The organism is Methyloligella sp. GL2 (genome assembly GCF_013341275.1).
GTDB lineage: Bacteria > Pseudomonadota > Alphaproteobacteria > Rhizobiales > Methyloligellaceae > Methyloligella.
The window spans coordinates 1,151,038-1,177,877 of record NZ_CP054476.1 but is presented as its reverse complement, the minus strand read 5'-3'; the positions used below and the strand labels follow the sequence as shown (position 1 = coordinate 1,177,877).

Genomic DNA, 26,840 nt, shown 5'->3' with positions numbered 1-26,840 from the left:
TCTACCCCTGATGCAAGGCCCGGATGCGTTCTGCCAGCAAGTCGGCATGTTCGAAGGCGTTCAGGTGGTAGCTCTCGACCACCTCGACCGTGCCGCCGACCGCTTGCGCCAGACGTTCGGCTTGCGCCACATCCGAACACGGATCGTGCTTCCCGACCAGGAAGCGGCCATGCGCCGCGATCGGTCCATCCGCCACCGCCTGCAGCAGCGCGCCTTGCGAGAAGAAGCCGAAGGCCTGGCTGTAGACGTTGAGATCGCAACGCTCCAGCATGCTGCGCACCACTTCCCCCGCTTGCCGGTGGCTCTCCAGGAAGCCCGGCGAAAACCAGTTGCGGCAGCTCTCGTTGAAGATCTTCAGCACCGCGTCGCGGCGCAGAGCCTCGGCCGCCGTGATCGGCAGCGGATCGACATCGAAGATCGGACGGGTGTAGGGGCAGTTGGTCGCCAGGTAATGGTTGACCCGCTCCGGCGACTTCGCCGCATAGAGCAGCGCCAGGATGCTGGAGCAGCCATCGCCCACGAGCGTGCAGCTCTCATATCCGAGATGGTCGAGCAGCCGGTCGATCTGGCCCAGGAAGCTGTCCAGGAAGCATAGCCCGGCCGCCTTGGTACTGTGACCGTGGCCGTAGAGATCGAGCGCCACGACGTCGAAATCCAACTTAAGCCGCGCAACGAGCTCCGGCGACCAGATCGAACCGTCCAAGGTCAGATCGTGGATCAGAAGCAACGGCGCGCCAGAGCCGGTACGCTGATAGTGCGTTCCCGCCGAAAGCTCGCCGGGAAATGGGCTGGCGCGGCCGATATCGAATGTGGCTACATTACCCATATTCGCCAATATAAGCCTTTTTAGAAATTTATTTCGCAGATTTTGCGCGTGTCAACACCGGAAATCGCCGAAACGCCGTATATCGCACAACTGCGACAACTGGCGCCCGCACCCGTCATGCTCAAGCTTCGTCGACATCTCGGGCTGGAAGCAGACGCTTGTAATGCAGCTTGGTGTAGAGGAAGGTCTCGATCTGCTCGATGCCGGTTACCGCGCGCACATCGTTATCGATCACCGCTTGCAGCTCTTCGGTCGAGATACAGGCGAATTCGGCGAAGATATCGAACCGCCCGGCGCAGATGACGAGATAGGACACGGCCGGGATTTTCACCAGATCGTTGGCAATGTCGGTGATCTTGCGGTTGCCGCCGCGGATCGCCAGCCAGGCCATGGTGCCGTATTCGAAGCTCATCGCATTGATGATCGCCATGATGCTCAGCACACCGGAGGAGGTCATCTCGTTGATGCGGTTGCGGACCTGGGTCTGAGAGATGCCGAGGGACTCGGCGATGTCACGGATCGGCGCGCGGCCGTCATAGCTGAGCGCCCGCACGATGCCCTTATCGATGCCGGAAAGCGGCTTCGGCCGCACGCCGGGCTTTTTCGGCTTTTGCGGCCGGTGCGTGCTGAAACCGGGCTGCTGATAGGAGAGGCTCAGGAACGGGAACGCCTCAATCGAGGCGATGCCCGAGATCGAGCCGATCTTGGTATCGACGATCGATTGCAGCTCGAAAATATCGCGGCAGATCACTTCCACCATAATACCGTAACGCCCTGTAGTCACACAGACATAATCCACCTCGTCGATGGCGGCGAGATGGTCGGCAATGCCGGATTTCAGCGCGCCGGCGGAGATCTTGAGCCCGAGCAGCGCCGCCGCCTCATAGCCGAGCACAGCCGGATCGGTAACCGCGGTGATTTGAAAGGCCCCGAGGCGCAGCAGTTCCTGCACCCGCGCCCGCACGGTCTTCTCGGTGACGCCGATCTGGCGGGAAATCTCCACAAAGGGACGCCGTCCATCTTCTTGCAGATGGGCAATGATCGCCCGGTCGGTCTCGGTCAGACGCGTGACATGCTGCAGCGGCGTTCGCCCGGTCGTGACGAACATCGAGCCCTCGACGGGGGGCGTATTGTTTTTCGGCTTGTTACGGTTTCGTGGCGCCAATTTCGCGTCGCTTTCAAAGTCTCGTGTTGTCCGGCTGCTCCCCTTACCACACCGGCACGCCGCACAAACCATGACAGCGATCCGTAAGACCCCGGGTCGCCCCGAAATCTGCCGGACACCAGGGTGTCCCCTGGATCTCCATGCGGCCTATTCCGCCAGCGCGGCTTTGCACCCGGCGGACCGGCGAAGACCTGCCCACAAGCACGGCGGTAGTGAATGTGACATTTGCAACGGCACCGTTGCAATCGGCTTCGGGTATTGCACCGCGTTGCCCACAGAAACAATCGGAAAAGATCACCCCACGGATAAATTTGCCGGATTTGCGCAATCCATAGGCAATTGCAGCACGTTTCTGCGAATTAAGCCTATTATACGGGTGATTTAAGCGAAAAGGGGAATTGACAGACCGAAAAATGAAAAAATAACATCCTGTCAGAGGCGGTTTTGTGATAAAAGTGGAAAAACAGGAGTTTCATGAGATGCCGATATTGAAGCGCTTGAATATGCTGCTGCTGACCGGCGTGCTGCTTGTCGGCGCCGCTGCTGCAGGAACGTCGACCGGGACTGCTGCCGAGATCAAGCAGGAGCCCGAGTCGAAAGACACCATCAAACTTGCGATGAACGAATGGACTGGCCAGCACATCACCACCAAGATCGCTGGCGAGGTCCTGAAGAAGATGGGCTACAACGTCGAGTATGTGACCGCCGGTTACATTCCCCAGGTGCAGGGCATCATGGACGGCGACATCACCGCGACCCTCGAAGTGTGGGAGCACACCATTGAGGGCAACTACGACAAGGCGGTGGATTCCAAGAAGGCCGTTGGTCTCGGCGATACCGGCATTACCACCAAGGAAGGCTGGATCTACCCGAGCTACGTGAAGGAACAGTGCCCTGAGCTTCCCGATTGGAAAGCTCTGAAAAACCCCGATTGCGCCAAGTTGTTCGCCACTGCCGACACCTATCCCAAGGCACGGCTGATCGACTATCCGACCGATTGGGCCCCGGATAACGTCGAGCGCATCAAGGCGCTGGGTCTCGACATCGTCGCCAAGCCGAGCGGCTCGGAAGGCTCTTCCGTCGCGGAGCTGAAATCCGCCATCACCCGGAAGAAGCCGGTGTTGATCATGTTCTATTCGCCCCATTGGATCTTCGCCAAATACGATATCGATTGGGTCGAGCTGCCGAAGAGCGAGCCGGCCTGCTACGACGATCCGAAATGGGGGCCGAACCCCGACGCCACCCATGATTGCGGCTGGCCGCAAGGCTGGGTCCGCAAGCTCGGCTGGGCCGGGACGGAAAAGAAATGGCCCCGCGCCTACCGCTTCCTGGAAGCCTATAAGATCGACAACAAGCTTCAGGAAGACCTCCTCCTCAAGATCGATTTCGAGGGTGAGGATCTGGACAAGGCCGTCGCCGAATGGATGGACGCCAATCCGGATGTCTGGAAGGCGTGGGTGGCGAAGGCCGACGCAAGCTAATCGCCCTTCGCAAGATTTTGAGACGCAGAGTTGGTCGCCGTTTGGCTTTTTGCCGGGCGGCGGCCAGCCGTTCCTTAAGCGCCCGGACGGCGGAAACCATGAGGTCTGGGAATCATGAGGTCTGGGAATGAAATCCGACGAGTCTGAAGTGGCGGTCATTGCCCGGCCGCAAACAGCCGAAACATCGAGCCGCGGAAAACGCGCCGCGAAGTCCGACGCAGCGGACCCCGACATTGCGCTTCGCCTGCGCAATATCTGGAAAGTCTTCAACCCCGAGATCCAGCGCGCCTTTCCGCCGCGCCCGCCTGCCGGCATCGAACCGCCGCCTCTCACCGACAGTCTGCTGCAAGTCCTCCATGCCGACGGCCATGTGCCGGCCATCGCCGGCGTCGATCTCGACGTCCATAAGGGCGAAATCCTCGTCATCATGGGGCTCTCCGGCTCCGGCAAATCGACCCTGCTCCGCTGCATGTCCCGGCTGATCGAGCCGGAATGGGGATCGGTGCATTTTCACGGCCAGGATTTGCTCAGCCTCTCGCCCAAGGAGTTGGTGCAGATCCGCCGCCACAAGATCGGCATGGTGTTCCAGGATTTCGGCCTCATGCCGCATATGAGCGTGCTTGAGAACGTCGCCTTCGGCCTCAAGATTCAGGGCGTCAAGCGCGCCGAGCGCGAGAAGCGCGGCCGCGAGGTTCTGGAGCTCGTCGGACTGGCCGGACGCGAGAGCGCCATGCCCCACGAGCTTTCCGGCGGTCAGCAGCAGCGCGTCGGCATCGCCCGCAGCCTTGCCGGCGAACCGGAGCTCTGGTTCCTGGACGAACCGTTCAGCGCTCTCGATCCGCTGATCCGCCGCCAGATGCAGGAAGAGCTGCTCAGCCTGCAGCGCCTGCTCAACAAGACCATCGTCTTCATCACCCACGATTTCGCCGAGGCGGCGCGCATCGCCGACCGGGTCGCCATCATGCGCAATGGCGAGGTCGTGCAGGTTGGCCGCCCGGCCGATCTGATCCTCAACCCGGCCACCGATTATGTCGCTGAATTCACCGCCGAGGTCTCGCGCGGCGATGCCTTGCGCGTTGGCGATCTGATGGACGAGACCCCGCCCGCGAGCGACGATGGCGGCCCGGTCTCGGCCGACACGCCTCTCGATGCGCTTTGGAACCAGGTGCTGCGCGATCACAGCGCCACCCTGCCCGTGGTCGACGACAAGGGCGATGTGATTGGCAGCATCTCCACCGACGCCATCATCGATGCCTATTGCAAAGAGAAGAACCGTGTCGATGGCTGACGTCGCGAACGCCAACATCCCGGACGTCTCATCCGATCTTCGGGACAAGCTGCTCGGCCACAAAACCGTGCTTATCTGGGCCGGGCTGTTTGCCCTCATCGGCTTGACGCTGCTGATTCAGCATACCGCGCCCGATACCCTGACCGCGCCGGAGCATGCCCTACTCCCGGTCGCCGATTGGCTGAACCAGTTCCTCGACTGGTTCGCCGCGCTGTTCCAGCCCGTGCTTCGCACGATCTCCGCCGGGCTCGCCTTCGTGCTCAACCAGATCAACGCCATCCTCGCCGGCACCCCTTGGATCGTCACCGTTTTGGCGGTCCTCGTGATCGGCCATTTCGCCGGCGGCTGGCGTTTCGTCATCCCCAGCGCCCTGGCACTGCTCTACATCCTCGTGACCGGCTATTGGGTGCCGACCATGAGCACCTGGGCGTTGGTCTTCGTGGCAACGCCGCTGTCGATCCTGCTCGGCCTCGCCCTCGGCATCGCCGCCTTCAAGGTCCGCGCTCTGACCCATCCGATCACCGTCAGCCTAGACCTGATGCAGACCGTGCCGATGTTCGCCTATCTGATCCCGGTGCTGATCCTGTTCGGCTTCGGCCCGGTGCCGGGTCTGGTGGCGACGGTCATCTACGCCACTCCGCCGATGGTGCGGAATGTCTATTGCGGCCTCGAAAAGGTGCCGAATAGCCTGGTCGAATCCGGACAGATGGCCGGCTGCTCGCCGCTGCAGATGATGTGGTCGATCGAGCTCCCCTCCGCCCTTCCCAGCATCATGCTCGGCATCAACCAGACCATCATGATGGCGCTTTCCATGGTGGTGATCGCGGCCGTGATCGGCGGCTTCAACGATATCGGCTGGCTGGTGCTGAGCGAGATGCGCAAGGCCGAGTTCGGCAATTGCGTGCTCGCAGGGCTGGTCGTGGTGTTTACCGCGGTGATTATGGACCGCTTCAGCGCCGGCATCGCCAAGCGGGTGCGCACGCCGCATCACGCCTCCGAGGCGCCGCTTCCGTTGCGCTACCCGCATCTCTCCATCGGCATCGCCCTTCTGGTCGGCGCCTATCTGCTGAGCCTCGCCGTGCCTGCCCTCGGCGACTACCCGAAAAGCCTGACCTTCCATCCGGCTGAGTATCTCGACGATGCGGTGGCCTGGTTCACCAGCCAGACCTACGCCTATACCGACGCGATCAAGGCCTTCTTCCTCTACGGACTGCTGCTGCCGCTGAAGATTGGCCTGAAGGAGACCGTCAACCCGTTCACCTGGGGGTTCGAGCCCGGCCCGCTCTTCTTCGCCGGCTATTTCGCTCTCGTCGCCGCAGCTGTCGCTGCGGCCCGCTACTTCGCCGGCTGGCAGCTGGCGCTCGGCGTCACTCTGCTCGGTCTGTACTATTTCTTCGGCGCCACGGAGCTGCCTTGGCCCGCTTTCGTCGCCACCATCGCAGTGATCGGCTGGCAGACCGGCGGTTGGCGCGTCGCCTCCATCGTGCTGGGGGCTTGCGCCTTCGTGCTCGTCACCGGCATCTGGGGCGCCACCATGCTGTCCTTCTATCTGGCGAGCGGCGCGGTGCTGGTCGCCTTCCTGCTCGGCACGGCGCTGGGCGTCTGGGCGGCGATCAACGACCGCGTCTCGGCGGTGCTGCGCCCGATCAACGACACCATTCAGACCATCCCGCTCTTCGTCTTCCTGATCCCCATCATCATGGTTTTCCTGGTCGGCGATTTCTCCGGCATGCTCGCCATCGCCATCTACGCTATCGTGCCGGCCATCCGCTATACCGAGCACGGCATCCGCAATGTCTCGCCGACGGCGCGCGAGGCGGCCGCGGCGCTTGGCTGCTCGCGTATGCAACAGCTGCTGCAAGTCGAGCTGCCGCTTGCCCTGCCCGACATCATGCTGGGGTTCAACCAGACCGTCTTGCTCGGTCTCGCCATGTTGAGCATCACCGCGCTGATCGGCACCACCGGCCTGGAACAGCTGGTCTACGAGGCGCTGGCGCAAGCTGATTTCGGTAAGGGCATGGTGGCCGGTCTCGGCCTGGCGCTGATCGCCATCGTCACCGACCGCATCACCCGCGGCTGGGTCGACAGCCAGCGCCGCGCCATGGGCATGGCCCGCCGCAACGGGCTGTAGCGCGCTATCGCGGGCGATAGCCGGAAGCTGAGCAACAAAGCAAAGGGGCGGGCCGCTTGCGCGATCCGCCCCGCCTAGACGATTACCAGATTTGGTTCTTTTTCAGGGCTTCGGTGTCGGCGCCGAGCTGCGGCGACGCCCGCTCCGCCGCCATCGGCTTGCCATCGATGACGATCGGCGAGCGAACGCTCGGAATGCTCCCTCCCGCAGCGTCGGGCTCGGCGAGATCCAGCCGCAGCCCGCGGGCGATCACCTGCGGATCGGCGAACACCTCTTCCAAATCGTTGATCGGTCCGGCCGGGACCTTCTCCGCCTCCAGCTTGGCAAGGAGGTCAGTCTTATTGAAGCGATTTACCAAAGGCGCAAGCAACGGAACCAGCCGGTCGCGATTTTCCACCCGCGCCGCGTTGGTGGCAAAGGCTGCATCCTCGGCAAGCTCGGGCGCGCCGATCACGCCGCAGAAGCGCCGGAACTGGGCATCATTGCCCACCGCCACGATCAGATAGCCGTCGGCCACCGAAAACACCTGATAGGGCACGATATTGGGATGGGCATTGCCGAGCCGCCCCGGCACATCGCCCGAGACCAGATAGTTCAGCGCCTGGTTGGCCAGCACCGAGACCTGGCAATCGAGCAGCGACATATCGACGGTCGCCCCCTCGCCTGTCTCGTCGCGCCGGCGCAAGGCGGCAAGAACGCCGACCGCTGCATAGAGCCCGGTGAAGATGTCGACGAAAGCCACCCCGACCTTCATCGGCTCGCCGTCGGGCGTACCCGTCAGGCTCATCAGCCCGCCCATGCCCTGGATCAGATAATCGTAGCCCGCCCGGTGCGCATAAGGCCCGGTCTGACCGAAGCCGGTAATGGAGCAATAGATCAGCCGCGGATTGAGCGCCCGCAGGCTCTGCGCATCGAGCCCGTATTTCTGCAAGCCGCCGAGCTTGAAATTCTCGATCAGAATATCGGCCTTGGCCGCCAGCTGGCGCACCTGCTCCTGGCCTTCCGGCGTGCGGAAGTCGATGGTCACCGACCGCTTGCCCCGATTGGTGGCATGGAAATAGGCGGCGGAAAGATCGCCCCCATCGGCGGCCTCGACGAAAGGCGGCCCCCAGCCGCGTGTGTCGTCACCGTCCGGACTTTCCACCTTGACCACGTCCGCCCCGAGATCGGCGAGAAGCTGCCCGGTCCAAGGCCCCGCCAGAATGCGGGCAAGTTCCAGAACCTTCAGACCTTCGAGCGGGCGCGTCATTCATCTCTCCATAAGAGGGCTTGCGCAGATCGCGATTTCGTCCGGCGCGATCCATGCGCTTCAAGAACCATCCCGCAATCCTCGCAATGAAGACGAGGTCCCGGCACATATCCGGCCAGGTGGCGGGAGGCCAGTAATAGGACATAGGACTCAAAACCATCCAGGAGAAATTTTGCGGTTCGGCGTGCAAAAACCCGCCCGGGCCGCCACCGTCTGAAATGAACACCGGCGCAGGGATAAAACTGAACAAGTCAGCGCCAACCGCGGCGCGGCATGGGCGAAAAATGAACTTGGCGCGTTCAGATTAGATCGCCGATTTCTGCGATATTTTGGTCGCGAAACCAGCGAAAAATCTTGCCCAATGCACCGATCGCGCTAGGGTGTCGCAAACGCAAGAGCAGTGGCAAAGCGGCCGCATTCGAAGCCGCCCCTGCTAGCGCAATCTCATCGAGACGGCGCAAACCCGGCCCCGGAAAAATACGGTTTCAGCGGCCCGCGCTTTGCGTCCACAATAGTGCTTTCAACCACCGGAGCGATAATGAAAACCTCCCAGACGATCTCTTCCGAAGAAGGGACTGAAAAGGTCAAATCCATGCGGCCGCGTTTCGATTGGCAAGATCCGTTCGACATCGAAAGCCAGCTCACCGAGGACGAGCGCCTGGTGCGGGAGACCGCCTATCGCTACGCCCAGGAGAAGCTGCTGCCCCGCGTGACCTCGGCCTATCTGGAGGAGCGCTTCGACCGCGAGATCATGTCCGAGATGGGCGAGCTCGGCCTGCTCGGCTGCACCATCCCCGAAACCTATGGCGGCGCCGGGCTCGGCTATGTCGCTTACGGCCTTGCCGCCCGCGAGATCGAGCGCGTCGATTCCGGCTACCGCTCGGCGATGAGCGTGCAGTCCTCCCTGGTGATGTATCCGATCCACGCTTACGGCACCGAGGCGCAGCGTCAGAAATATCTGCCCAAGCTCGCCACCGGCGAGATGATCGGCTGCTTCGGCCTGACCGAGCCCGATGCCGGATCCGACCCCGCCGGCATGCGCACCCGTGCCACCAAAACGCAAGGCGGCTACAAGCTCACCGGCTCCAAGATGTGGATCACCAATTCGCCGATCGCCGATATCGCCATCGTCTGGGCCAAGTCCGAAGCCCATGACGGCGCCATTCGCGGCTTCATCGTGGAGCGCGGCATGAAAGGCTTCGAGACGCCGAAGATCGGCGAGAAGCTCTCGCTCCGCGCTTCCATCACCGGCGAGATCGTGCTCGACGAGGTCGAGGTCCCGGAAGAAAATCTGCTGCCCGAGGCCTCCGGCCTGAAAGGTCCGTTCGGCTGCCTCAACCGCGCCCGCTACGGCATTTCCTGGGGCGTGCTCGGCGCGGCGGAAGCCTGCTTTGCGGCCTCCCGCGGCTACACCCTCGACCGCCAGCAATTCGGCCGGCCGCTTGCCGCCAATCAGCTGATCCAGATGAAGCTCGCCGGAATGTCGACGGAAATCTCGCTCGGGCTTCAGGCGTGTCTGCGCGCCGGGCGCATGTTCGACGAAGGCACCCTGCCGCCGGAGAATATCTCGATGCTGAAGCGCAACAATTGCGCCAAGGCGCTGGATATTGCCCGCACCGCCCGCGACATGCATGGCGGCAACGGCATCTCCGCCGAGTTCCACGTCATGCGCCACGCCGCCAATCTGGAAACCGTGAACACCTATGAGGGGACCAGCGATATCCACGGGCTGATCCTCGGCCGCGCCATCACCGGCATCCAAGCCTTCTGCTAGGACCCGCGCGAGGCCAGGCCAAAATCGGCGGGGCAATTCGCGCCCGCCACATCCCACCTCAAACGCAAAAAGAAAAGGCGCCGGCCTTTCGGCCGGCGCTTTTTCTTTGGCAACTCTTCCCTCCGCCGGGGAAGACCGAAAAGCAGCGAGACGCTGGTGGGAAGCAGAGCTTGAAATCCAGCGTCTCGCAAGGGCAGAGGCATACCGCAGGTTGGCGCCCGCCCCGAGAGGGCCTAGAGCCAGTGGGACAGCCCTAGACCAAATCTCCCGCGTCCCCTCAAGCGGATTGAGCGGTTTGTGTCTGGAAGGCCTCGATCATGGGTTGGACGATCTCGGCATAGTAGCTTTCCGGGACGGGCTGCTCGGAGCGCTCGATCAGCTCGGAGAAGTCCCATTTCTTGAGCAGCTTGCCGTTGCGGAACACCGGCTGCAGCAGGTTCTCCTCCGGCGCGATGGAGTCCTTCGGCACGGTGACGTAGCTGCCGTTCTCCGCCTTCAGCGCCAGGCGGCCGCGCTTGGAGGCCTTGAACGCCGCCCCCGTCGGCTTCTTGAAGATGTCGACCCAGCTGCCGTTCACCTTCGCCGCATTGGCCTTCTGCCCGAAGTTCAGCGTGTCGCGATTGCATTGCTGCAGCAGACCGCTGCCCATGCCGAACACCGCATTGTCCGCCGCAAGGCCCCGCCGCTCCATCTCGATATAGATGTCCCGCAGGCTGTACATGGTCACCCCGTCCCCCTGCACCGTGCGGATGAAGTCCGGCAGCACCTTGTAGCCCTTGGAGTTGACGCTGTAGCCGAACGCCTCCATCAGCCATTCGGTGGTCTCGGCGGTGACCTGAACCGGATCGCCAGAGTCGGGCCGCACCCCGATCAGCCCGGGACCAGCCTCGATGGTCTCCTTCAGCTCCTTGCCGATGATGTTCTTCACCGCGTTCTCGTGGTCGTAAGAGTCGGTCAGCAAGATCACCACGCCGTAGTCCCGGTACATGTCGATCATGTGCCGCATCACCGCCGCCTCGTTCTCAGGCCCCCAGGCCGTGAACGAGGCATGCTCGGAGTTCGGACCCGACAGCGCCGGCGTCACGTGATTGTAGTAGCGCTTGGAGGCCACCACCCCCGGCACCGTGTCCGACTGGTTGAAGTTCACCAGATGCGCCAGACCGCCCAGCGCGGCGGATTCTTGCGAGCTCACCCCGCGGGCGCCGTAATCGTGCAGGATATGGCGGACGATCTCAGGATGGTCTGAGGTCTGCGCGAAGGCCTGCTTGATGATCTCCTTCGACATCCAGCTGATCGTGCCGATCGTCGTCGGGTACCACACCGCCCGAAGCAGCGCTGTCTCGAAGAAGCTCGTCGCCCACCAATATTTGGGATCGGTGTTGATCAGCTGAACCAGCACATTGCCCGTCGGCACCACCGTGCCCTCCGGCACCGCCTCGATCTCCACCGGCAGATAGCCGCCGTGATCGTTCAGCACCCCCATCCAGTTCTCCCGGTTGAACGGCATCCCGATCTCCCGGCAATGCGCCTCCGCCTCGTCGATATGCTCCAAGCTCACAGGCGTCATCAGGTACTCCCGAAGATACGCCTGAAGACCGACGAACAGCGTCGCCGGGAACGCTCCACCCCGCGATTCGATATAGCTGGAGACGTATTCCGTCCCTTCCGGATAAATCGCGTAATGGCAGTGCTTATAATTATCCGTGTTCAGAATGACGTTGTGAAACCAAGATGGTGTCGACATTCCCTTAAACTCCGATCCGTTCACGCCAGCTGCCGCCAACGTCTTCTTCTCCTGCAGAACGGCGCAACCCACGCCGCACCGTGACCGCCGACGCATGCCGGTTTCGCGGCACGCAGCCTTTCGGCCTTGACCAAAAGGCTTGACTGAAACGTTTCACTTGTCAAAGCGTTTTGGCAGCAACGCTGCCCAATTTCTTGGCGTCTCTGCTCATGAATGAAGTTGTTTGGGGAGAAGTCCGGCAGCCCCGTGCATTGATGTGACAGGCGCAAGCACGCGGATTTCGATCAACGCATTGAATATCAATAACAAGTGCCGAAAGCGGCGCGCCACGGCACAAATCGCGCTCTGCCCATTTTTTCTGCCGAATTTTCACGCCCTCTGGACAGACATCCGGCCAAAAATGCAGCTTTCCTCTGTATTCATGGCGGCAGAACGCCTATCGGCGCTCCACATATCACACTGTTTCCCGATCTTGGCGACCAAGATCCAGGGATGTACTCATCAATGCCCTGAATGAAATGAACAATATTTGAGACAGCCTTTAAAATGAACACGGGCATCTTGCCGGCATACCCGGTCGCCGTGTCGCGGAAATCCGGGCTCCGCCAACCGAACAGATCCAGAATTCGAAGAATATTGAATCGTTTCATAATTGGCCTGAGAATGTGTAGCCGAATGGGGTCGATTGAGCCGGGCGGGGCGATAAGGCATCTTGCCCTTGCGCCAGAGCGCCGGTTCAAACGCCCCCACATATCGCAAGGCGTCAGCGCGATCTGCACCGGCGAGACGCGGCCCGCGCCTTTCGCATCACCACATATTTTTCACCCGCATCCGGTAAGGCGAAAAACAAATGACCAAACAGCCCACCAGCCGCCTGGAGATCGCCGCGCTCGACGGTATCGGCCGCATCGAAGCCGGAGACGATCTGACTGCCATCCTGATGGCGGCGCTTCACGGCATGGAGATCGCGCCTCGCGCCGGAGATATTCTCGTCCTGGCCCAGAAGATCGTCTCCAAGGCCGAGGGCCGCACCGTGAAGTTGAGCGACGTCGAGCCAAGCGAGCGCGCCCGCCATCTCGCCGCCGAGACCGAGAAGGACCCGCGCGTGGTCGAGCTGATCCTGCGGGAATCCCGCGAGGTGGTGCGCCTCCGTCCCGGCCTGATCGTCGTCGAAGACCGGCGCGGCCTGGTGCTGGCCAATGCCGGAATCGATGCTTCCAATGTCGGCGCGCCGGACGCGGAGGAATCGGTCCTGCTGCTGCCCGAGGAGCCCGATGCCAGCGCCGCACGCCTCGCCGCGAGCCTTACCGCGGCATGCGGCCACGCCGTCGCTGTGATCATCAATGATAGTATCGGCCGCGCCTGGCGGAACGGCACCGTCGGCACCGCGATCGGCGCCAGCGGTCTTGTCGCTCATGCCGATCTTTGCGGACAGCCGGATATGTTCGGCCGGACCTTGCAAGCCACCACGGTGGGCATTGCCGACGAGCTGGCCGCCGCCGCCTCGCTGGTTATGGGCCAAGCTGCCGAAGGCCGCCCCGCCGCGCTGATCCGCGGATTTTCCGCTCCCGCAGGCGAAGGCAAAGCCGAGGATCTTTTGCGCCCTAGAGAGATGGACCTGTTTCGATGAGCCTGGTCACCCTCATTCCTGCCAAGCCCTTCGATGTGGCCAAGACCCGGCTGTCGCCGGTTCTCTCCACGCCGCAGCGCAAGGCCCTGGCCGAGGCTCTGTTCCGCCGCACCCTGACCATGGCCACCGGATTCCCCGCAACCGCTCAGGTCCGCGTGGTGACGCGCTCTCCGGAAATCGCCGAGATCGCGCATGGTGCCGGCGCCACCGCCCTACCCGAAACCGAAGCCCCAGGTGACGGGCTGAGCATTGCCCTCACCGAGGCGGCGGCGCAAGCCTTCCGCGATGGCGCATCGTCGATCCTTTACCTGCCCGCCGACTTGCCGCGTCTGGCAAAGCCCGATCTCGAAGCGCTCATCGAGGCCGGAAAAACCCGCAACGTAATTGCCCCGGACCGCGAACGCGACGGCACCAACGCGCTTCTCTGGCACGGGCCGGAAACGCCACGATTCCAATTCGGTACCGACAGCTTCCAAAAGCATCTCGCAATGCTGGGAGAGACCGAGCGCGGCGTCGAGATCGTCGCGCGCCCCGGCCTCGGCCTCGATCTCGATACGCCGGAAGATCTCGAAACCTGGTGCGCCAGCCGGGACGGATCGGACCTTCCTCTCGACCTGGCCCTGGCCAAGCCTGCCGCCGCAGCGTCGTAGCGGCACGAAGCCGACGCAATAAGAAGCCGGCGCGATAAAAAGAGGCGGTGAGCCAAGCCCACCGCCCCGACTTAATCTCGAAGCTCCGAACCGCTTACTCGGCAGCGTCCACATAGAGCTTGCCGCCCTCGGCGAGAAACTCTTCCGACTTCGCCTGCATGCCGGCCTCGCGCTCTTCGTCGGTAAGGAAGGAGACCCCAGCCTCCTCCATGGCCAAAGCCTCGGCCCGAAGATCCTGGGTGATCTTCATCGAGCAGAATTTCGGCCCGCACATGGAGCAGAAATGCGCCACCTTATGGGCGTCCTTCGGCAAGGTCTCGTCGTGGAAGCTGCGCGCCGTATCGGGATCCAGCGACAGGTTGAACTGATCCTCCCAGCGGAAGTCGAACCGCGCCCGGCTGATCGCATCGTCCCGCAGCTGCGCCGCCGGATGTCCCTTGGCGAGATCGGCGGCATGAGCGGCGATCTTATAGGTGATCACTCCGGTCTTCACATCGTCCCGGTTGGGCAGGCCGAGATGTTCCTTCGGCGTCACGTAGCAGAGCATCGAGGTGCCGTACCAGCCGATCATCGCCGCGCCGATGCCGGAGGTGATGTGGTCGTAGCCCGGCGCGACATCGGTGGTGAGCGGCCCAAGCGTGTAGAACGGCGCCTCGTGGCAGTCGACCAGCTGCTTGTCCATATCCTCCTTGATCTTGTGCATCGGCACATGGCCCGGCCCTTCGACCATCACCTGGCAGCCCTTCTCCCAAGCCACCTTGGTGAGCTCGCCCATGGTCTCCAGCTCCGCGAATTGCGCCGCGTCGTTGGCATCCGCAATAGAGCCCGGCCGCAACCCGTCGCCCAGCGAGAAGGAGACGTCATAGGCGCGGCAGATGTCGCAGATCTCGTCGAAATGCTCGTAGATGAACGACTCCCGATGCCCGGCGAGGCACCAGCGCGCCATGATCGAGCCGCCCCGGCTGACGATGCCGGTCACGCGCTTGGCGGTCAGCGGCACATAGGCGAGCCGCACCCCGGCATGGATGGTGAAATAATCCACCCCCTGCTCGGCCTGCTCGATCAGCGTATCCTTGAACACCTCCCAATCGAGCTCCAGCGGATCGCCGCCCACCTTCTCCAGCGCCTGATAGATCGGCACCGTGCCGATCGGCACCGGCGCGTTGCGCATCATCCAGGAGCGGATGTTGTGGATGTTCCGCCCCGTGGACAGGTCCATCACCGTGTCGGCGCCCCAGCGGATCGCCCACACCATCTTCTCCACCTCCTCGGCGACCGATGAGGTGACGGCGGAGTTGCCGATATTGGCGTTGATCTTCACCAAAAAATTCCGGCCGATGATCATCGGCTCCAGCTCCGGGTGATTGATATTCGCCGGGATGATGGCGCGGCCGCGCGCGATCTCGTCGCGCACGAATTCCGGCGTGATGAAGGGCGGCATCGCCGCGCCGTAATTCTCGCCTTGCGCCAGCGCTGCTTCCGCGCCTTCGAGCATCTGCTGACGACAGAGATTTTCCCGATGCGCGGCGAAGATCATCTCTTCGGTGACGATGCCGGCCCGGGCGAATTCGTATTGCGTCGCCATCTGCCCCGGCTCGGCCCGGCGCACGACGCGCTCCGCCGGACAGGCCGCCGCCAGCTTGGCCCCGGCAAAGCCGTTATCCTCCGGCTTCACCTCCCGCGGCGCGACGCTGGGGAAATTGCGTTTTGCGAGCCAGTCTTCCCGCTGGCCCTTGAGCCCGTTTGCAAGATCGACCGTCCAGCCCTCTTCCGTGTAGGGGCCGGAGGAATCGTACACCCGCACCGGCGGCTCATTGGCGTCGGAAAGCGGAATCTCCCGCACCGGCACGCGAATGCGCGCCTCTCCGCCAACCTCGACGTAAAGCTTACGCGAGCCGGTTACCGGCCCGGTGGTCACCGTTTCCGGTGCCGCCGGATCGAATGTGTTTGGATCGGCAATCCCATTCATATCGAACCTCCTCTGAGAAAGATGAGATCCGACTCAGAGTGGGAATCAGAATGGGCGGCGACCGCCAAATATGGTGCTGAATGTGTCGTGCCATGCTTCCTGTCCCTCCGCCGGTATGAGCCGGATCAGGTCTAAGGGTCAGGAACAGCGCGCCCTATCTCAGCCCCCGGTCTCGGGACCCCCCTAGGAATAGGTGCGACTGTCTACGCGTCGCGGCGGCTTGTCAAATGCCACGGCTTCAGAACGAATGCGCCGCCTGCGTCGCGTGGCTTTCGACCTCTTCCGCCGTCGGAATCGCCGTCTGCGCGCCGGGCTTCAGGCAGGCGAGAGCGCCGGCAAATGCCGCCCTCGAAAGCGCTTCGGAAAAGCTCTGCCCGCGGTCGATTCCGGCGGCGAAATAGCCGCAAAACGTATCTCCCGCCCCAACCGTATCGAGCGGCGATACCGCCAGGCTCGCGGCGCGGATCGCTTCTTGTTCATTGATCGCCAGAGCGCCGTCGGCACCGAGCGTTGCGATGATGCTCACCCCAACCTCGCCGTGAAGCGCCAGCAGCGCCTCCTCCAGGGCAAACGCCTCGTCGTCCTCGCGGCCGAGCAGTCCGCAGCACTCCAGACGATTCGCAATCACGATATCGGCCTGGCGCGCGAGGGCCGCGGCGTCAGCGACGTAAGGCGCCACGTTGAGGATGCTGGTGACGCCTTTGCGCCGCGCCGCGGCGAGCGCCGCCTCCACCGTCGGGAGCGGCGTCTCCAGCTGCAGCATCAGAAGATCGCCCGGCGCCATGGCGGCGACGGTTCTTTCCGCATCCGCCGGCGAAAGCTTGGCATTGGCGCCGGGGATCACGGTGATCATGTTCTCGCCCTTGGCGTCGACCAGGATCAGCGCCGTGCCGGTCGGCGCAGGCACGCTTCTCACCGCCGACATATCGACGCCCGCCTCGCGCAGCAGCGCCGTCGCCGAGGCGGCGAAATCGTCCCTACCCACAGCCGCGGCCATGCGCACGGATGCGCCGGCCCGGCGGGCGGCGAGCGCCTGATTGGCACCCTTGCCGCCCGGGGCCGTGAGGAAGGAAGACCCGGTCACCGTCTCGCCGAGCACCGGAAGCCGGTCCGCCGTGGCGACCAGATCCAGATTGACCGAGCCCAGCACCGTGATCATGGAAGCGCTTTCCTTGCGAAGCGGAGGGGGCGAACGCGGCCCCCTCCGATCTTTTGTCCCGGCTACGCGCGGTAGCCGACCATGCCTTTGATCTCCAGAAACTCCTCGAGACCGAAATCGCCCCATTCGCGGCCATTGCCCGACTGCTTGTAGCCGCCGAACGGCGCGGCGATATCGAAATCGGGACAATTGATAAAGACCGTGCCGGCACGCAGCTGGCGGGCGACGCGCTCCGCCTTATCGCGATCCTCGGAGGAGACATAGGCGGCGAGCCCGTACTCGGTATCGTTGGCCATCTCGACCGCCTGCTCTTCGCTGTCATACGGCATGATCGACAGCACCGGGCCGAAGATCTCTTCCTTAGCGATGCGCATCTCCGGCGTCACATCGGCGAACACCGTCGGCCGCACATAATAGCCCTTATCCAGCCCGTCGGGACGGCCCGGACCGCCCGTCACCACCGTGGCACCCTCTTCGACGCCCGCCGCGATCAGGTTCTGCACCTTGTCATACTGCGCCCCATAGGCGATCGGACCGAGATTGGAATTCTCGCTTTGCGGATCGCCGGTGACGAAGCCGCTCGCGGCCTCCTTGGCCAGCTCGATGACCTCGGCCTGGCGGCTGCGCGGCACCAGCATGCGGGTCGGCGCGTTGCAGGTCTGGCCGCTATTGCCGAAGCAGGTGGCAACGCCATGGGGCACCGCGGCGGCGAAGTCGGCATCCTCCAGCAGCACGTTCGGCGTCTTGCCGCCAAGCTCCTGATGCACGCGCTTCACCGTATCGGCGGCGGCCTTGGCCACCAGAATGCCGGCCCGGGTCGAGCCGGTGAACGAGACCATATCGACGCCCGGATGGGCCGAGAGCGGCGCACCGACGGAGACGCCGTCGCCATTGACCAGATTGAACACGCCCGCCGGAACGCCGGCCGCATCCATGATCTCGGCCATGATCAGCGCCGTCAGAGGCGCGACCTCGCTCGGCTTCAGCACCATGGTGCAGCCCGCGGCGAGCGCCGGCGCCACCTTGCAGGCCACCTGATTGAGCGGCCAGTTCCACGGGGTGATCATGCCGACCACGCCGATCGGCTCCTTGGCGACGCGCATATTGCCCTTCTGATACTCGAACGCGAAGCTGTCGAGCACCCGCAGGATCTCTTCGAAATGCGCCTGGCCGATCCAGGTCTGCGCGGTTTGCGCCAGCTCCTTCGGCGCACCCATCTCGCTGGAAAGCACCGCTGCGATATCGCTGTAGCGCTTCTTGTATTCCTCCAGGATCGCGGCGAGCAGGTCGCGCCGCTCTTTCACCGTGGTCTGCGAGAAGGCGGGAAACGCCGTCTTCGCCGCGGCAACCGCCTTGTCGACATCGGCCGCACCGCCGGCGGCGATCTGCGTCAGCACCTGCTCGTTGGACGGATCGATCACATCGATGGTGCCGGTGCCTTCCGGCTCCACCCATGTGCCGCCGATATAGAACTGTTTTTCGTGAGCCATAAGCTTAAGTCCCTTGTGAAGTCGAAGTGAGTGAGTGCTGGCCGTCTCAAACGCGGAAAGAGCGTTCGCGGCGGCGCAGCGGTGTGTTGACCATCTCCAGAAGCTCGGGCGCCGCGAACGACGCCTCGATCCGCTCATCGGCCACATCGCCATAGAGCGTCGTCCGCTGACCGGGAATGCGCCCGGCCTCGCGGATCAGCGCGTTCATCTGTTGCGGCGAGAACTCTTGCCCGTGCGTGGCGCCGGCGGCGCGGGTGATGCTTTCGTTCATCAGCGTGCCGCCCATATCGTCGGCGCCCGCATTGAGGCAGGCGCGGGTGCCGGCCGGCGCCATCTTCACCCACGAGGTCTGGACGTGGGCAATGAAGGGATGCAACGCGATGCGGCCGACCGCATGCATCAGTACCGCTTCGCGCCAAGTCGGTCCGCGCCGCGACAGCCCCTTCATGAAGATCGGCGCCTCATGGGCGACGAAGGGCAGCGGCACGAACTCGGTGAACCCGCCGAAGCGCCTCTGATGCTCGCAGAGCCGCACCAGATGGCGCGCCCAATGCACCGGCCGCTCGATATGGCCGTACATGATGGTGGCGGTGCTCTTCAGCCCGAGACTGTGCGCCGCCTCCATCACCGCGAACCATTCGCCCGTTGTGATCTTGTCGGGGCAGAGCTGGTTGCGCACCTCGTCATCGAGGATCTCCGCCGCCGTCCCCGGCAGCGAGGCGAGGCCTTCGTCCTTCAGCGCGCCGAGATAATCGGCAAGCGAAAGCTTAAGCGTGCGCGCGCCCTGCCAAACCTCCAGCGGGGAGAAGGCATGCACATGGATGCCCGGCGCGGCGGCCTTCGCGGTCCGCAGGATCGTGAGATAGGTCTCGCCGGTGTAGTCGGGATGAATGCCGCCTTGCAGACAGACCTCGGTGGCGCCGCGCTCCCAGGCCTCCGCGACCCGGCGGCCGAACTCCGCCATATCGAGATCGTAGGGCTTGCCCCGCAGATCCTCATAGGTCTTGCCCTTGGAGAAGGCGCAGAAGCGGCAGCCATAGGTGCAGACATTGGTGTAGTTGATATTGCGCGTGACGACGTAGTGGACGCGCTCGCCATTCGCCTCCTGCCGCATGCGGTCCGCGGTCTCGCAGACCAGATGGAAAGCGGCATCGCGGGCCGAGAATAGCCGTTCGATCTCCGCTTCGGACAAAGACGCGCCCGCCTCCGCATCGGAAAGAATGCCTGCGATATCGTCGGGCACCGTGGCCGGCGATCCCTTGCGCACCTGCGGTACCGGCATATCCAGCCCCGGATACCATTCGCTGTCGCGGGCATAGCCTTGGCCATCGCGCAGGCGCAGCACCGCCGTCGCCACGGCAGGGGCAAACCAGCGGCTCGGCGCGTCCACATAATCCGGATAGGCCGCAAGCCGCGGGACGAGGGTCTTACCCTCACTCGCGCTCAGCGCGGCAAGGGTCTCAATCTGCGGCCAGGGCGCCTCCGGGTTCACGAAATCCGCCGTCACCGGCGAGACGCCGCCCCAATCGTCGATGCCGGCGCGGATCAGCTCCGCCCCATGCTCGGGCGAGAGATTGGGCGGGGCTTGAAGATGGATGTCGGCCCCGAGGATCAGGCGAGCCACCGCGATGGTCCAAAGATGATCGTCCCGGTCCGCCGGCGGATGGGCGGCCATGCGCGTATCCGGCTTCGGCAGAAAGTTCTGCACGATCACCTCTTGGATATGCCCGTAGCGCTCGTGGCTTTCACGGATCGCCAGCAGCGACTCGATCCGCTCCCGCCTTGTCTCGCCAATACCGATCAAAATGCCGGTGGTGAACGGCACCCCCGCCTCGCCTGCCAGGCGCAAGGTCTCAAGCCTGCGCTGCGGATCCTTGTCCGGACTGCCGAAATGTGGACCGCCCCGGGCGCAAAGCCGCTTCGAGGTGCTCTCCAGCATCAGCCCCATAGAGGCGGAGACCGGCCGCAGCAAAGCCATCTCGTCTTCCTGCAGCGTGCCGGGATTGAGATGCGGCAGCAGCCCGGTCTCTTTCAGCACCAACGCGGCGACATGATGCAGATAATCGATAGTGGTCGCGAAGCCGAGCGCATCCAGCGCCTCGCGCGCGGCGCGATAGCGCGTCTCCGGTTTCTCGCCGAGAGTGAACAGCGCCTCGCGGCATCCGGCGCGCGCGCCTTGCCGCGCGACCTTCAACACCTCGTCCGGGCTCATATAGGCCGGGCGCCCGTCCCGCGGCACTTTCGCGAAGGTGCAGTAATGGCAGACATCCCGGCAGAGCTGAGTCAGCGGAATGAACACTTTCGGCGAATAGGTGATCAGCTCGGGCTGCGACCGGTCGCGAATGGCCGCCGCGGCCGCCATCAGCGCAGGCAGGTCGTCCGTCTCGGCGAGGTTCAACGCCTCGGCGTCGCTCAGCCCGCCGCCGGCAGCGCCAAAATATGAAGATCGATCAAATTCGAATCGTTTCATTTTTAAACCAAACCACGCTCTATCTCATGGCTAGCAACCAAACATGTCACCGAAATGTTTGCGAACCGCAGCAGAAAGAGAAACGGTTCACTCGACGCTCCGGGCCGGGCCCGAAGCGTATTGCCACCTAGCCCCTATCGCAGCTTGCGATAGGCATCCTTCACCGCGATGCGTCCCGCATCGTCATAGGTGATGACATCGAGGCCAAGCACCTCCGCCGTCTCGCCATCGGCGCCCGGCAGCGGCAACGACCAGTAAGACAGGCTCTTATTGCCGAAGAAGTAGATCTCCTCGGGAAGCTTCGGGGGCGGCGTGCCTTCCGGCGCCGGCTTGCAGATCTTGGCCAGTCCTTCGCGCACCGCATCCGGCCCATCGAATTGCGCCCCGCCCGAGGTCCGGTAGGAGGGAGCAGCGCTCATTGCCTCCATCAGCCCGTCGATATCGCCGCGCGCCCAGCTTTGCGCGAAACGCGCCAGCGTGGTGCGCATCGTCGCTTCCGGCACCACAGGCCCGTCGCCGCCATACCAATCGGCAAGATAGGTCGCCTCCACATCGCTCCGGTCGCCATGGGTCTCCAGCGCCGCCAAAAAGGCTTCGATTTCATGCGCTACCACGGCGGAGACCGCCAGCGGCGTGGCGTTAATCGGCAATACCGCCTCGCCGAGACGGACCGCGCGCTGCATCAAGGACGCCTCGCCGCCGCTCCAGCCGCCGGCGAAAACATCGATCCCGTCAGCCTCCTTGCGCATCACCGCGAACCCGATTGCACAGTCGGACATCTCAGCCTGCAGCGCACGCGCGGCCGCATCGCGCGCCTCTTCCGCAGAAATCGCCTCAGCGCCAGGTGCGCCATGGAGCGCGCCATAGAGCTTGACCTGGCACTCGCCGATCGGATGGACGCCGAGCACATCGATCTTCCGGTCGATCCGGTCTCCGGAAACGGCGAGACGCTCATGCAATACAGTCATTTCAGTCCTCGAAACTCTTAGGGGAACGGAAGGCAGTCCGGGCGCGGCGCAAAATGCCTAGCCGCCGATTAGGCTGCGCCCGAGCTGATAGGCCTCCCAGATATCGTCGCCCTCGTAATGCTTGGTCGCCAGGCCCTTGAGCGTGTCCGAGCCGTTGACGGCCACTGTGTTGGAAAACGTTTCAAACAGCGGAATGTCCGAGGAGGAATCGCCATAGGCGACGCAGGAGAACTCATCCACCCCATGCTCCTCCATCAGCCGGCGGACGATCGGCACCTTATGGTCCGGCGTCAGCACCAGCTCCGGATCCACCTCCTCGCCCGGCCCGATCGGCGCGCCATGAGCGGAGGTCACCCCCCATTGCAGCAGCATCTCGGCGAAGAACAGCGGCGACAGCGTCACCACGGCGCTGAATTCGCCCCGCTCCGCGATGTCCTTGAACACCCGTTCGACATTTTTCCGCCAGGGCGATTTCTCGAACACCGTGGCGATATCCTCGGCGCACAGATCGACCCAGAGCGGCTGGCACAGCTGGTAAAACTCGATATGGCCGACCTCGCCGCGACCCCACCCCTCCTCGATCACGCTGATCTCTTCCAACCGGCCGAGATGGTCGGAAAGATGTACGCAGGCCGACCCTTCGAGGATCGTGCCGTCCATATCGAAAACGTGAAGCTTGGTCATAACTGCCTTTAAATCCGAAACGTTTCACCGGGATCGCAGCCCCGGCCATATATTGCTTCGCTCTGTGGTTATTTCAGCTGAGCCACCGACTGGCGCACTTTCACCTCGGTCGGGAACACCGTCACCTCCGGCTCGTCCAAAAGCCCGACCTTGTGCAGCAGGATCTCCGCGGCCGCCTGCCCCATTTCGAATCCCGGCTGCGCCACGGTGGTGAGCGGCGGCGAAAAATACTTCGCCGAGATGATGTCGTCGAAACCGACGATGGAAACGTCTTGCGGGATGGCGACGCCCTTCTCCTTGAGAAACTTGGCCCCGCCGATCGCCATCAGATCGTTGGCGTAGATGATGCCGGTCAGCGCGCCGGGGCCGTAGCGCTCGAACAGCTCCTTCGTTGCCGCGTAACCGGAATCCTCGGTGTAATCGCCGCTCAGAACCGGCACGGTGTCGGGGTCGATCCCGGCCCCGGCGAGAGCCTCGCGATATCCGGCAAGCCGCTGCTGGCTGGTCCACAGCCAAGTCGGCCCGCCGACGATCGCCACCTTGCGGTGCCCCCTCCCGATCAGCTCTTGCGCCACAAGCCGAGCGCCCTTGCGGTTCTCCGCCGAGACGAAAGGCGCATCCAGCCCCGGAATGGTTTCGTCGACGAACACCACCGAGCCCGAATCCACCAGCTTGACCAACCCGACATTGGGACGGCCCGAACCCGACAGCAGGATCATCCCGTCCAGCCGGCGCGCGCGAAGCGACTGGGAGTAATATTCCTCCCAGCGGCTTTCCGCGCCCGTGGCGCCGAGCACGACGAACACGTCGTTCTTGCGGGCGATATTATGCGCGCCCTCCGCGACGGCGGCGAAGAACGGGTTTTGCAGATCCGGAACCACCATGCCGATGGAGGAGCTGCGCTGGCGCTTCAGGCTGCGCGCCGCCGTGTTCGGCTCGTAGCCGAGCTCGGTGATGCAGCGCTGCACCCGCTGGCGGGTCTTCTCGGTGACCGTGGTCGCCCCGTTGATGACGGCGCTCACCGTGCCGATGGAAACCTCGGCGGCACGCGCCACCTCGCGGATCGTCGGACGCCGCTTTGCCGAAGCGCCCTTCGCCTCGCTCTTGGCAGGCGGCTTCTGCCCGTTGCCCAATGTCCGCGTTTGATCGTCACTCGCCATCGGCGCTACCTGCGTCTTGTTTGCCCTCAAGGCCACATTCGACACGCCGCGCCGCAGCCGGGATTCGACGCCGGCATAAGCGGCGCCGAGCAGCGGCGGACGATGTCGGGATATGGATAGGAACGCTCAATCCAGGGCCTCACATTAGTGAAAAAGCGACGAAACGGAACTCTCATTGGCCACCGCATAGATGGCGCGGGAAAAAAGATTCCCCGTACAAAGCTGACGAATCCGGGAAGAGGCTTCTGCGCGCTCGCTGGCGCGAATGGTATTCGCAACCGTTAATTGCTTCAACGGAGAGCTCTCGACCCGCGCCACCGCATCGCCGCTCAGAACCGCGTGGGTGACATAGGCTTCGACCGAGCGAGCGCCCCGCTCGATCAGCGCTTCGGCCGCGTTACACAGCGAGCCGCCGCTATCGATAATGTCGTCGACGAGGATGCAGTCGCTGCCCGCAACGTCGCCGACCACGTTCATCACATCGGAAACGCCGGCCCGCTCGCGCCGCTTGTCGATGATGGCGAGCGGCACCTCCAGGCGCTGGGCGATTTCCCGCGCCCGCACCACCCCGCCGACATCGGGCGAAACGATCACCAGCGGCGCGTTACCGAAGCGCTCGTCGATATCGCGCTTGAACAGCGGAGCGGCATAGAGATTGTCCACCGGAATATCGAAGAAGCCTTGGATCTGCATGGCATGGAGATCCAGGGTCAGCACCCGGTCGGCCCCCGCCTTCTCCAGGAGATTGGCCACCAGCTTGGCACTGATCGGCGTCCGCGGTCCGGATTTCCGGTCCTGTCTGGCATAGCCGAAATACGGCATCACCGCGGTGATCCGCCGGGCCGAGCCGCGCCGCGCCGCATCCATCATGATCAGCAGCTCCATCAGATGGTCGTTGGCCGGATAGCCGGTGCCCTGGACGATGAAGACGTCTTCGCCGCGCATATTGTCGTGGATCTCGATAAACACCTCCATGTCGGAGAACCGGCGCACGCTCGCCGAGGCGAGCGGCACGCCAAGCTCCGAAGCGATGGCCTCGGCGAGCGGACGATTGCTATTGCAGGAAAGCAGCTTCATCGCCCGATCCCATCTGTGTCTGCACGCCGGCCATTGCGGTCTCCTACGCGGCGCCCACCAGTTCCGATTTGGCGGCCCAGCCGACCATCGAGGTCCATAGCTCCGCATAATGCGGCCAGGCCATGAATTCCGGCGGTGCCCAATGCGGGGCAACGTCGGAGGCGAAGGTAAGCACCCGGCCCCTGCCGACCTCGTCCACCACAACAAGCGGGTCAGCGCCGATCTGCGCGATCACCGTGGCGCCCTTCTTGGGAAGCGTCCGGTTATAGCCGAGCAGGATCGGCCAATCCGAAGGCGTCTCGCCGATCGCGGCATGCCCCGCTTCCAGCACCGTCGGCTTCAGCCCTTCCGGCAGCTCCACCCGGTCGTCATAGGGAAGCATCTCCACCGGCAGCACGTCGGCCAGCGGCGTGGCGCCGAAACGGGCGCGCCCGTCGATACCAGTGAACGACATATAGCCGCCGATCTTCACCAGCCCGCCCCCGCCGCGCACATAGTCGGCGAGAAGCGAAAGCCGGTTGATGCTGACCTCCGAGCGCAAGAACGTCTCGTCGGCGAGCAGGAAGCTGTTCGAGCCGATATCGCTCAGCACGATGGCGTCATAGAGCTGAAGCCCTTCCAGCGTGGTCGGGAAGCGCTGCGACACCTCGTGAGCGCGGATATAGGTGACCTCGAAATTCGCGTCCGTGAGGCTTTTCAGAAAGACGCCTGCGCCCTCCTCATACTCGACCGTCACGAAGTGATCGAACCCTTTGATATGGGTCGTCTGCTTGATCCAGGATTCCCCGACTACAAGCACGCGCGCCCGCGGCGACGTCGAATCCGCCATGGATTTTCTCCTTTAGTGAAAGCCAATCCCTAGGAAAGACGCCGGTCCTTGACGAAGTCGGGCAGAACCCGCGCTTCGGGCATCGGAGGCAGCGCATTCTCACGCATATCCCAGCCGACCATCCTCTCGACGACCAGCTCGACGACCTTGCGGCCGGCGGCACGGCCGAACAGGAAATAGTTCTCGGCATAGGGATGGCCTTCGTAGAAATACTTCTCGAACACGAGCTGCATCACCTCTTCGGTAAGCTTCTCGTCCTCCACCGGCTTCAAGGTTCCGGCCAGGCTCACGCCATGCACGGTGGCGTATTCGTCGCCGGCATCGATCACGCCGGAGAGCGAGCGGCCCGCCCCAGCATTCTTGGCGTGGCGGCTGCCGGCATCCAGCGGCAGGAAGATGCGCTCGCCGATCACCACGTACCAAAGCGGCGTCAGATAGATATTGCCGTTGGCATTGGCGGTCGCCAGGCGGATGGTGCGCTGCCGCTTGATGAAAGCCCAGCGCTTCGCCCCCGTCATGCCGTGAATTGGAGTCAGCGGGCTGGTTTCCGATGCCTTAGTCATCAATCAGGTCTCCACGCAAATCGGTCAGGGATTGGCTGTACTCGGGAAGCTCGGCGAGGCCGCAGCGCGGCGAAGGCCCGCTGCTCCAGAAGAACATCGTCTCCACGCCTGTCGGCTCCAGCGTGTATTCGTAGCCGGCGGGGAGATAGATGTGCTCGCCGACAGTCGCCTCGAACACCACCTCGCGCCCCTCGGCATCCTTGATCCGAAGCCGGATCAACCCCTTCAGGCAGTAATGGGTCTCGTCGAAATCGGCCTGCTTCCAGTTATACGGCGTGTGGTCCGGCTCCTGAAAACAGATGCCCTGGCGGAAATACCGCGCATCGTCTCGCTCCTGAGACAGGAAGATCGCAGTGCCGATACCGTCCTCGAATTTCAGGCGCGGCATGGTTTCGATCTCCGACATGGTGATCACGCGCGGAAAGCGCGTCTCACTCGTCGCATAGGGATCCAGCGTCATTGGCTCCTCATCCTTCGATCATGACTTAAGAACATTGAGTGCAGATGGGGGCCGCCCGGCCCCCATCCTCGGT

The 26,840-nt window shown here is 63.5% G+C and carries 21 protein-coding genes and 1 riboswitch; of the genes, 6 read left to right on the top strand and 15 right to left on the bottom strand.

Annotated features, from left to right (window positions below; genetic code table 11):
- Window position 1 precedes the first annotated feature (1 nt).
- On the bottom strand, window positions 2-826 hold the full coding sequence (locus HT051_RS05510) for an alpha/beta fold hydrolase (protein WP_174541108.1): 825 nt from the start codon (window positions 824-826) through the stop codon (window positions 2-4).
- 121 nt (window positions 827-947) lie between these two features.
- The gene (locus tag HT051_RS05505) at window positions 948-1,934 is read right to left on the bottom strand and encodes an Lrp/AsnC family transcriptional regulator (protein ID WP_174541107.1); all 987 of its coding nucleotides are present in this window, start codon (window positions 1,932-1,934) and stop codon (window positions 948-950) included.
- 545 nt (window positions 1,935-2,479) lie between these two features.
- Here HT051_RS05505 and HT051_RS05500 point away from each other — a divergent pair.
- The 3 genes from HT051_RS05500 (at window position 2,480) to HT051_RS05490 (ending at window position 6,891) form a co-directional block, all read left to right on the top strand.
- The gene (locus HT051_RS05500; protein WP_174541106.1) at window positions 2,480-3,472 is read left to right on the top strand and encodes an ABC transporter substrate-binding protein; all 993 of its coding nucleotides are present in this window, start codon (window positions 2,480-2,482) and stop codon (window positions 3,470-3,472) included.
- 127 nt (window positions 3,473-3,599) lie between these two features.
- Window positions 3,600-4,760, top strand: a complete 1,161-nt coding sequence (locus HT051_RS05495) for a glycine betaine/L-proline ABC transporter ATP-binding protein (RefSeq protein WP_174541105.1) — start codon at window positions 3,600-3,602, stop codon at window positions 4,758-4,760.
- Complete coding sequence (locus HT051_RS05490; protein WP_174541104.1) at window positions 4,753-6,891, top strand: proline/glycine betaine ABC transporter permease; 2,139 nt, start codon at window positions 4,753-4,755, stop codon at window positions 6,889-6,891. Before HT051_RS05495 ends, HT051_RS05490 begins: the two co-directional genes overlap by 8 nt.
- An 82-nt stretch (window positions 6,892-6,973) precedes the next feature.
- Here HT051_RS05490 and HT051_RS05485 read toward each other — a convergent pair whose 3' ends face one another.
- The gene (locus HT051_RS05485) at window positions 6,974-8,140 is read right to left on the bottom strand and encodes a CaiB/BaiF CoA-transferase family protein (protein WP_174541103.1); all 1,167 of its coding nucleotides are present in this window, start codon (window positions 8,138-8,140) and stop codon (window positions 6,974-6,976) included.
- Window positions 8,141-8,732: 592 nt separating this feature from the next.
- Here HT051_RS05485 and HT051_RS05480 point away from each other — a divergent pair.
- On the top strand, window positions 8,733-9,914 hold the full coding sequence (locus HT051_RS05480) for an acyl-CoA dehydrogenase (RefSeq protein WP_174541102.1): 1,182 nt from the start codon (window positions 8,733-8,735) through the stop codon (window positions 9,912-9,914).
- 277 nt (window positions 9,915-10,191) lie between these two features.
- Here HT051_RS05480 and HT051_RS05475 read toward each other — a convergent pair whose 3' ends face one another.
- A complete protein-coding gene (locus HT051_RS05475; protein ID WP_174541101.1) occupies window positions 10,192-11,658 on the bottom strand; it encodes a nicotinate phosphoribosyltransferase in 1,467 nt (488 codons plus the stop codon).
- A gap of 850 nt (window positions 11,659-12,508) precedes the next feature.
- On the opposite strand from HT051_RS05475, the gene cofE reads away from it, so the two are divergent.
- Entirely contained in the window at window positions 12,509-13,288 is a 780-nt protein-coding gene (gene cofE / locus HT051_RS05470) for a coenzyme F420-0:L-glutamate ligase (protein ID WP_174541100.1), read from the top strand.
- Window positions 13,285-13,938, top strand: a complete 654-nt coding sequence (cofC, locus tag HT051_RS05465) for a 2-phospho-L-lactate guanylyltransferase (RefSeq protein ID WP_174541099.1) — start codon at window positions 13,285-13,287, stop codon at window positions 13,936-13,938. The genes cofE and cofC overlap by 4 nt, the downstream gene beginning before the upstream one ends.
- A gap of 94 nt (window positions 13,939-14,032) precedes the next feature.
- On the opposite strand, the gene thiC is transcribed toward cofC, so the two are convergent.
- The 11 genes from thiC to HT051_RS05410 all read right to left on the bottom strand — a co-directional run bounded on the left by thiC (window position 14,033) and on the right by HT051_RS05410 (window position 26,767).
- Window positions 14,033-15,907 (bottom strand): phosphomethylpyrimidine synthase ThiC, encoded by a 1,875-nt coding sequence (thiC, locus tag HT051_RS05460; RefSeq protein WP_174541098.1) that lies wholly within the window; start codon window positions 15,905-15,907, stop codon window positions 14,033-14,035.
- 84 nt (window positions 15,908-15,991) lie between these two features.
- A riboswitch (TPP riboswitch) is annotated at window positions 15,992-16,102 on the bottom strand.
- Between the two features lie 43 nt (window positions 16,103-16,145).
- On the bottom strand, window positions 16,146-17,066 hold the full coding sequence (locus HT051_RS05455) for a ribokinase (RefSeq protein WP_174541097.1): 921 nt from the start codon (window positions 17,064-17,066) through the stop codon (window positions 16,146-16,148).
- 62 nt (window positions 17,067-17,128) lie between these two features.
- Window positions 17,129-18,556, bottom strand: a complete 1,428-nt coding sequence (locus tag HT051_RS05450) for an aldehyde dehydrogenase family protein (protein ID WP_174541096.1) — start codon at window positions 18,554-18,556, stop codon at window positions 17,129-17,131.
- 46 nt (window positions 18,557-18,602) lie between these two features.
- Complete coding sequence (gene cofH / locus HT051_RS05445) at window positions 18,603-21,026, bottom strand: 5-amino-6-(D-ribitylamino)uracil--L-tyrosine 4-hydroxyphenyl transferase CofH (RefSeq protein ID WP_174541095.1); 2,424 nt, start codon at window positions 21,024-21,026, stop codon at window positions 18,603-18,605.
- A 134-nt stretch (window positions 21,027-21,160) separates the two neighbouring features.
- A complete protein-coding gene (locus tag HT051_RS05440) occupies window positions 21,161-21,994 on the bottom strand; it encodes a nuclear transport factor 2 family protein (protein WP_174541094.1) in 834 nt (277 codons plus the stop codon).
- Window positions 21,995-22,051: 57 nt separating this feature from the next.
- The gene (locus HT051_RS05435; protein WP_174541093.1) at window positions 22,052-22,678 is read right to left on the bottom strand and encodes an HAD family phosphatase; all 627 of its coding nucleotides are present in this window, start codon (window positions 22,676-22,678) and stop codon (window positions 22,052-22,054) included.
- A 68-nt stretch (window positions 22,679-22,746) separates the two neighbouring features.
- Window positions 22,747-23,838 carry a LacI family DNA-binding transcriptional regulator gene (locus HT051_RS05430; RefSeq protein WP_174541092.1) on the bottom strand — a complete coding sequence of 364 codons (1,092 nt, stop codon included), beginning with the start codon at window positions 23,836-23,838 and terminating at the stop codon, window positions 22,747-22,749.
- Between the two features lie 144 nt (window positions 23,839-23,982).
- Window positions 23,983-24,915, bottom strand: a complete 933-nt coding sequence (locus HT051_RS05425; RefSeq protein ID WP_174541091.1) for a ribose-phosphate pyrophosphokinase — start codon at window positions 24,913-24,915, stop codon at window positions 23,983-23,985.
- A 43-nt stretch (window positions 24,916-24,958) separates the two neighbouring features.
- A complete protein-coding gene (locus tag HT051_RS05420) occupies window positions 24,959-25,744 on the bottom strand; it encodes a glutamine amidotransferase (RefSeq protein ID WP_174541090.1) in 786 nt (261 codons plus the stop codon).
- 29 nt (window positions 25,745-25,773) lie between these two features.
- On the bottom strand, window positions 25,774-26,307 hold the full coding sequence (locus HT051_RS05415) for a pyridoxamine 5'-phosphate oxidase family protein (RefSeq protein ID WP_208454390.1): 534 nt from the start codon (window positions 26,305-26,307) through the stop codon (window positions 25,774-25,776).
- Window positions 26,300-26,767: a hypothetical protein gene (locus HT051_RS05410; RefSeq protein WP_174541088.1), complete on the bottom strand. Its 468-nt coding sequence runs from the start codon at window positions 26,765-26,767 to the stop codon at window positions 26,300-26,302. Before HT051_RS05410 ends, HT051_RS05415 begins: the two co-directional genes overlap by 8 nt.
- Window positions 26,768-26,840: the final 73 nt, after the last annotated feature.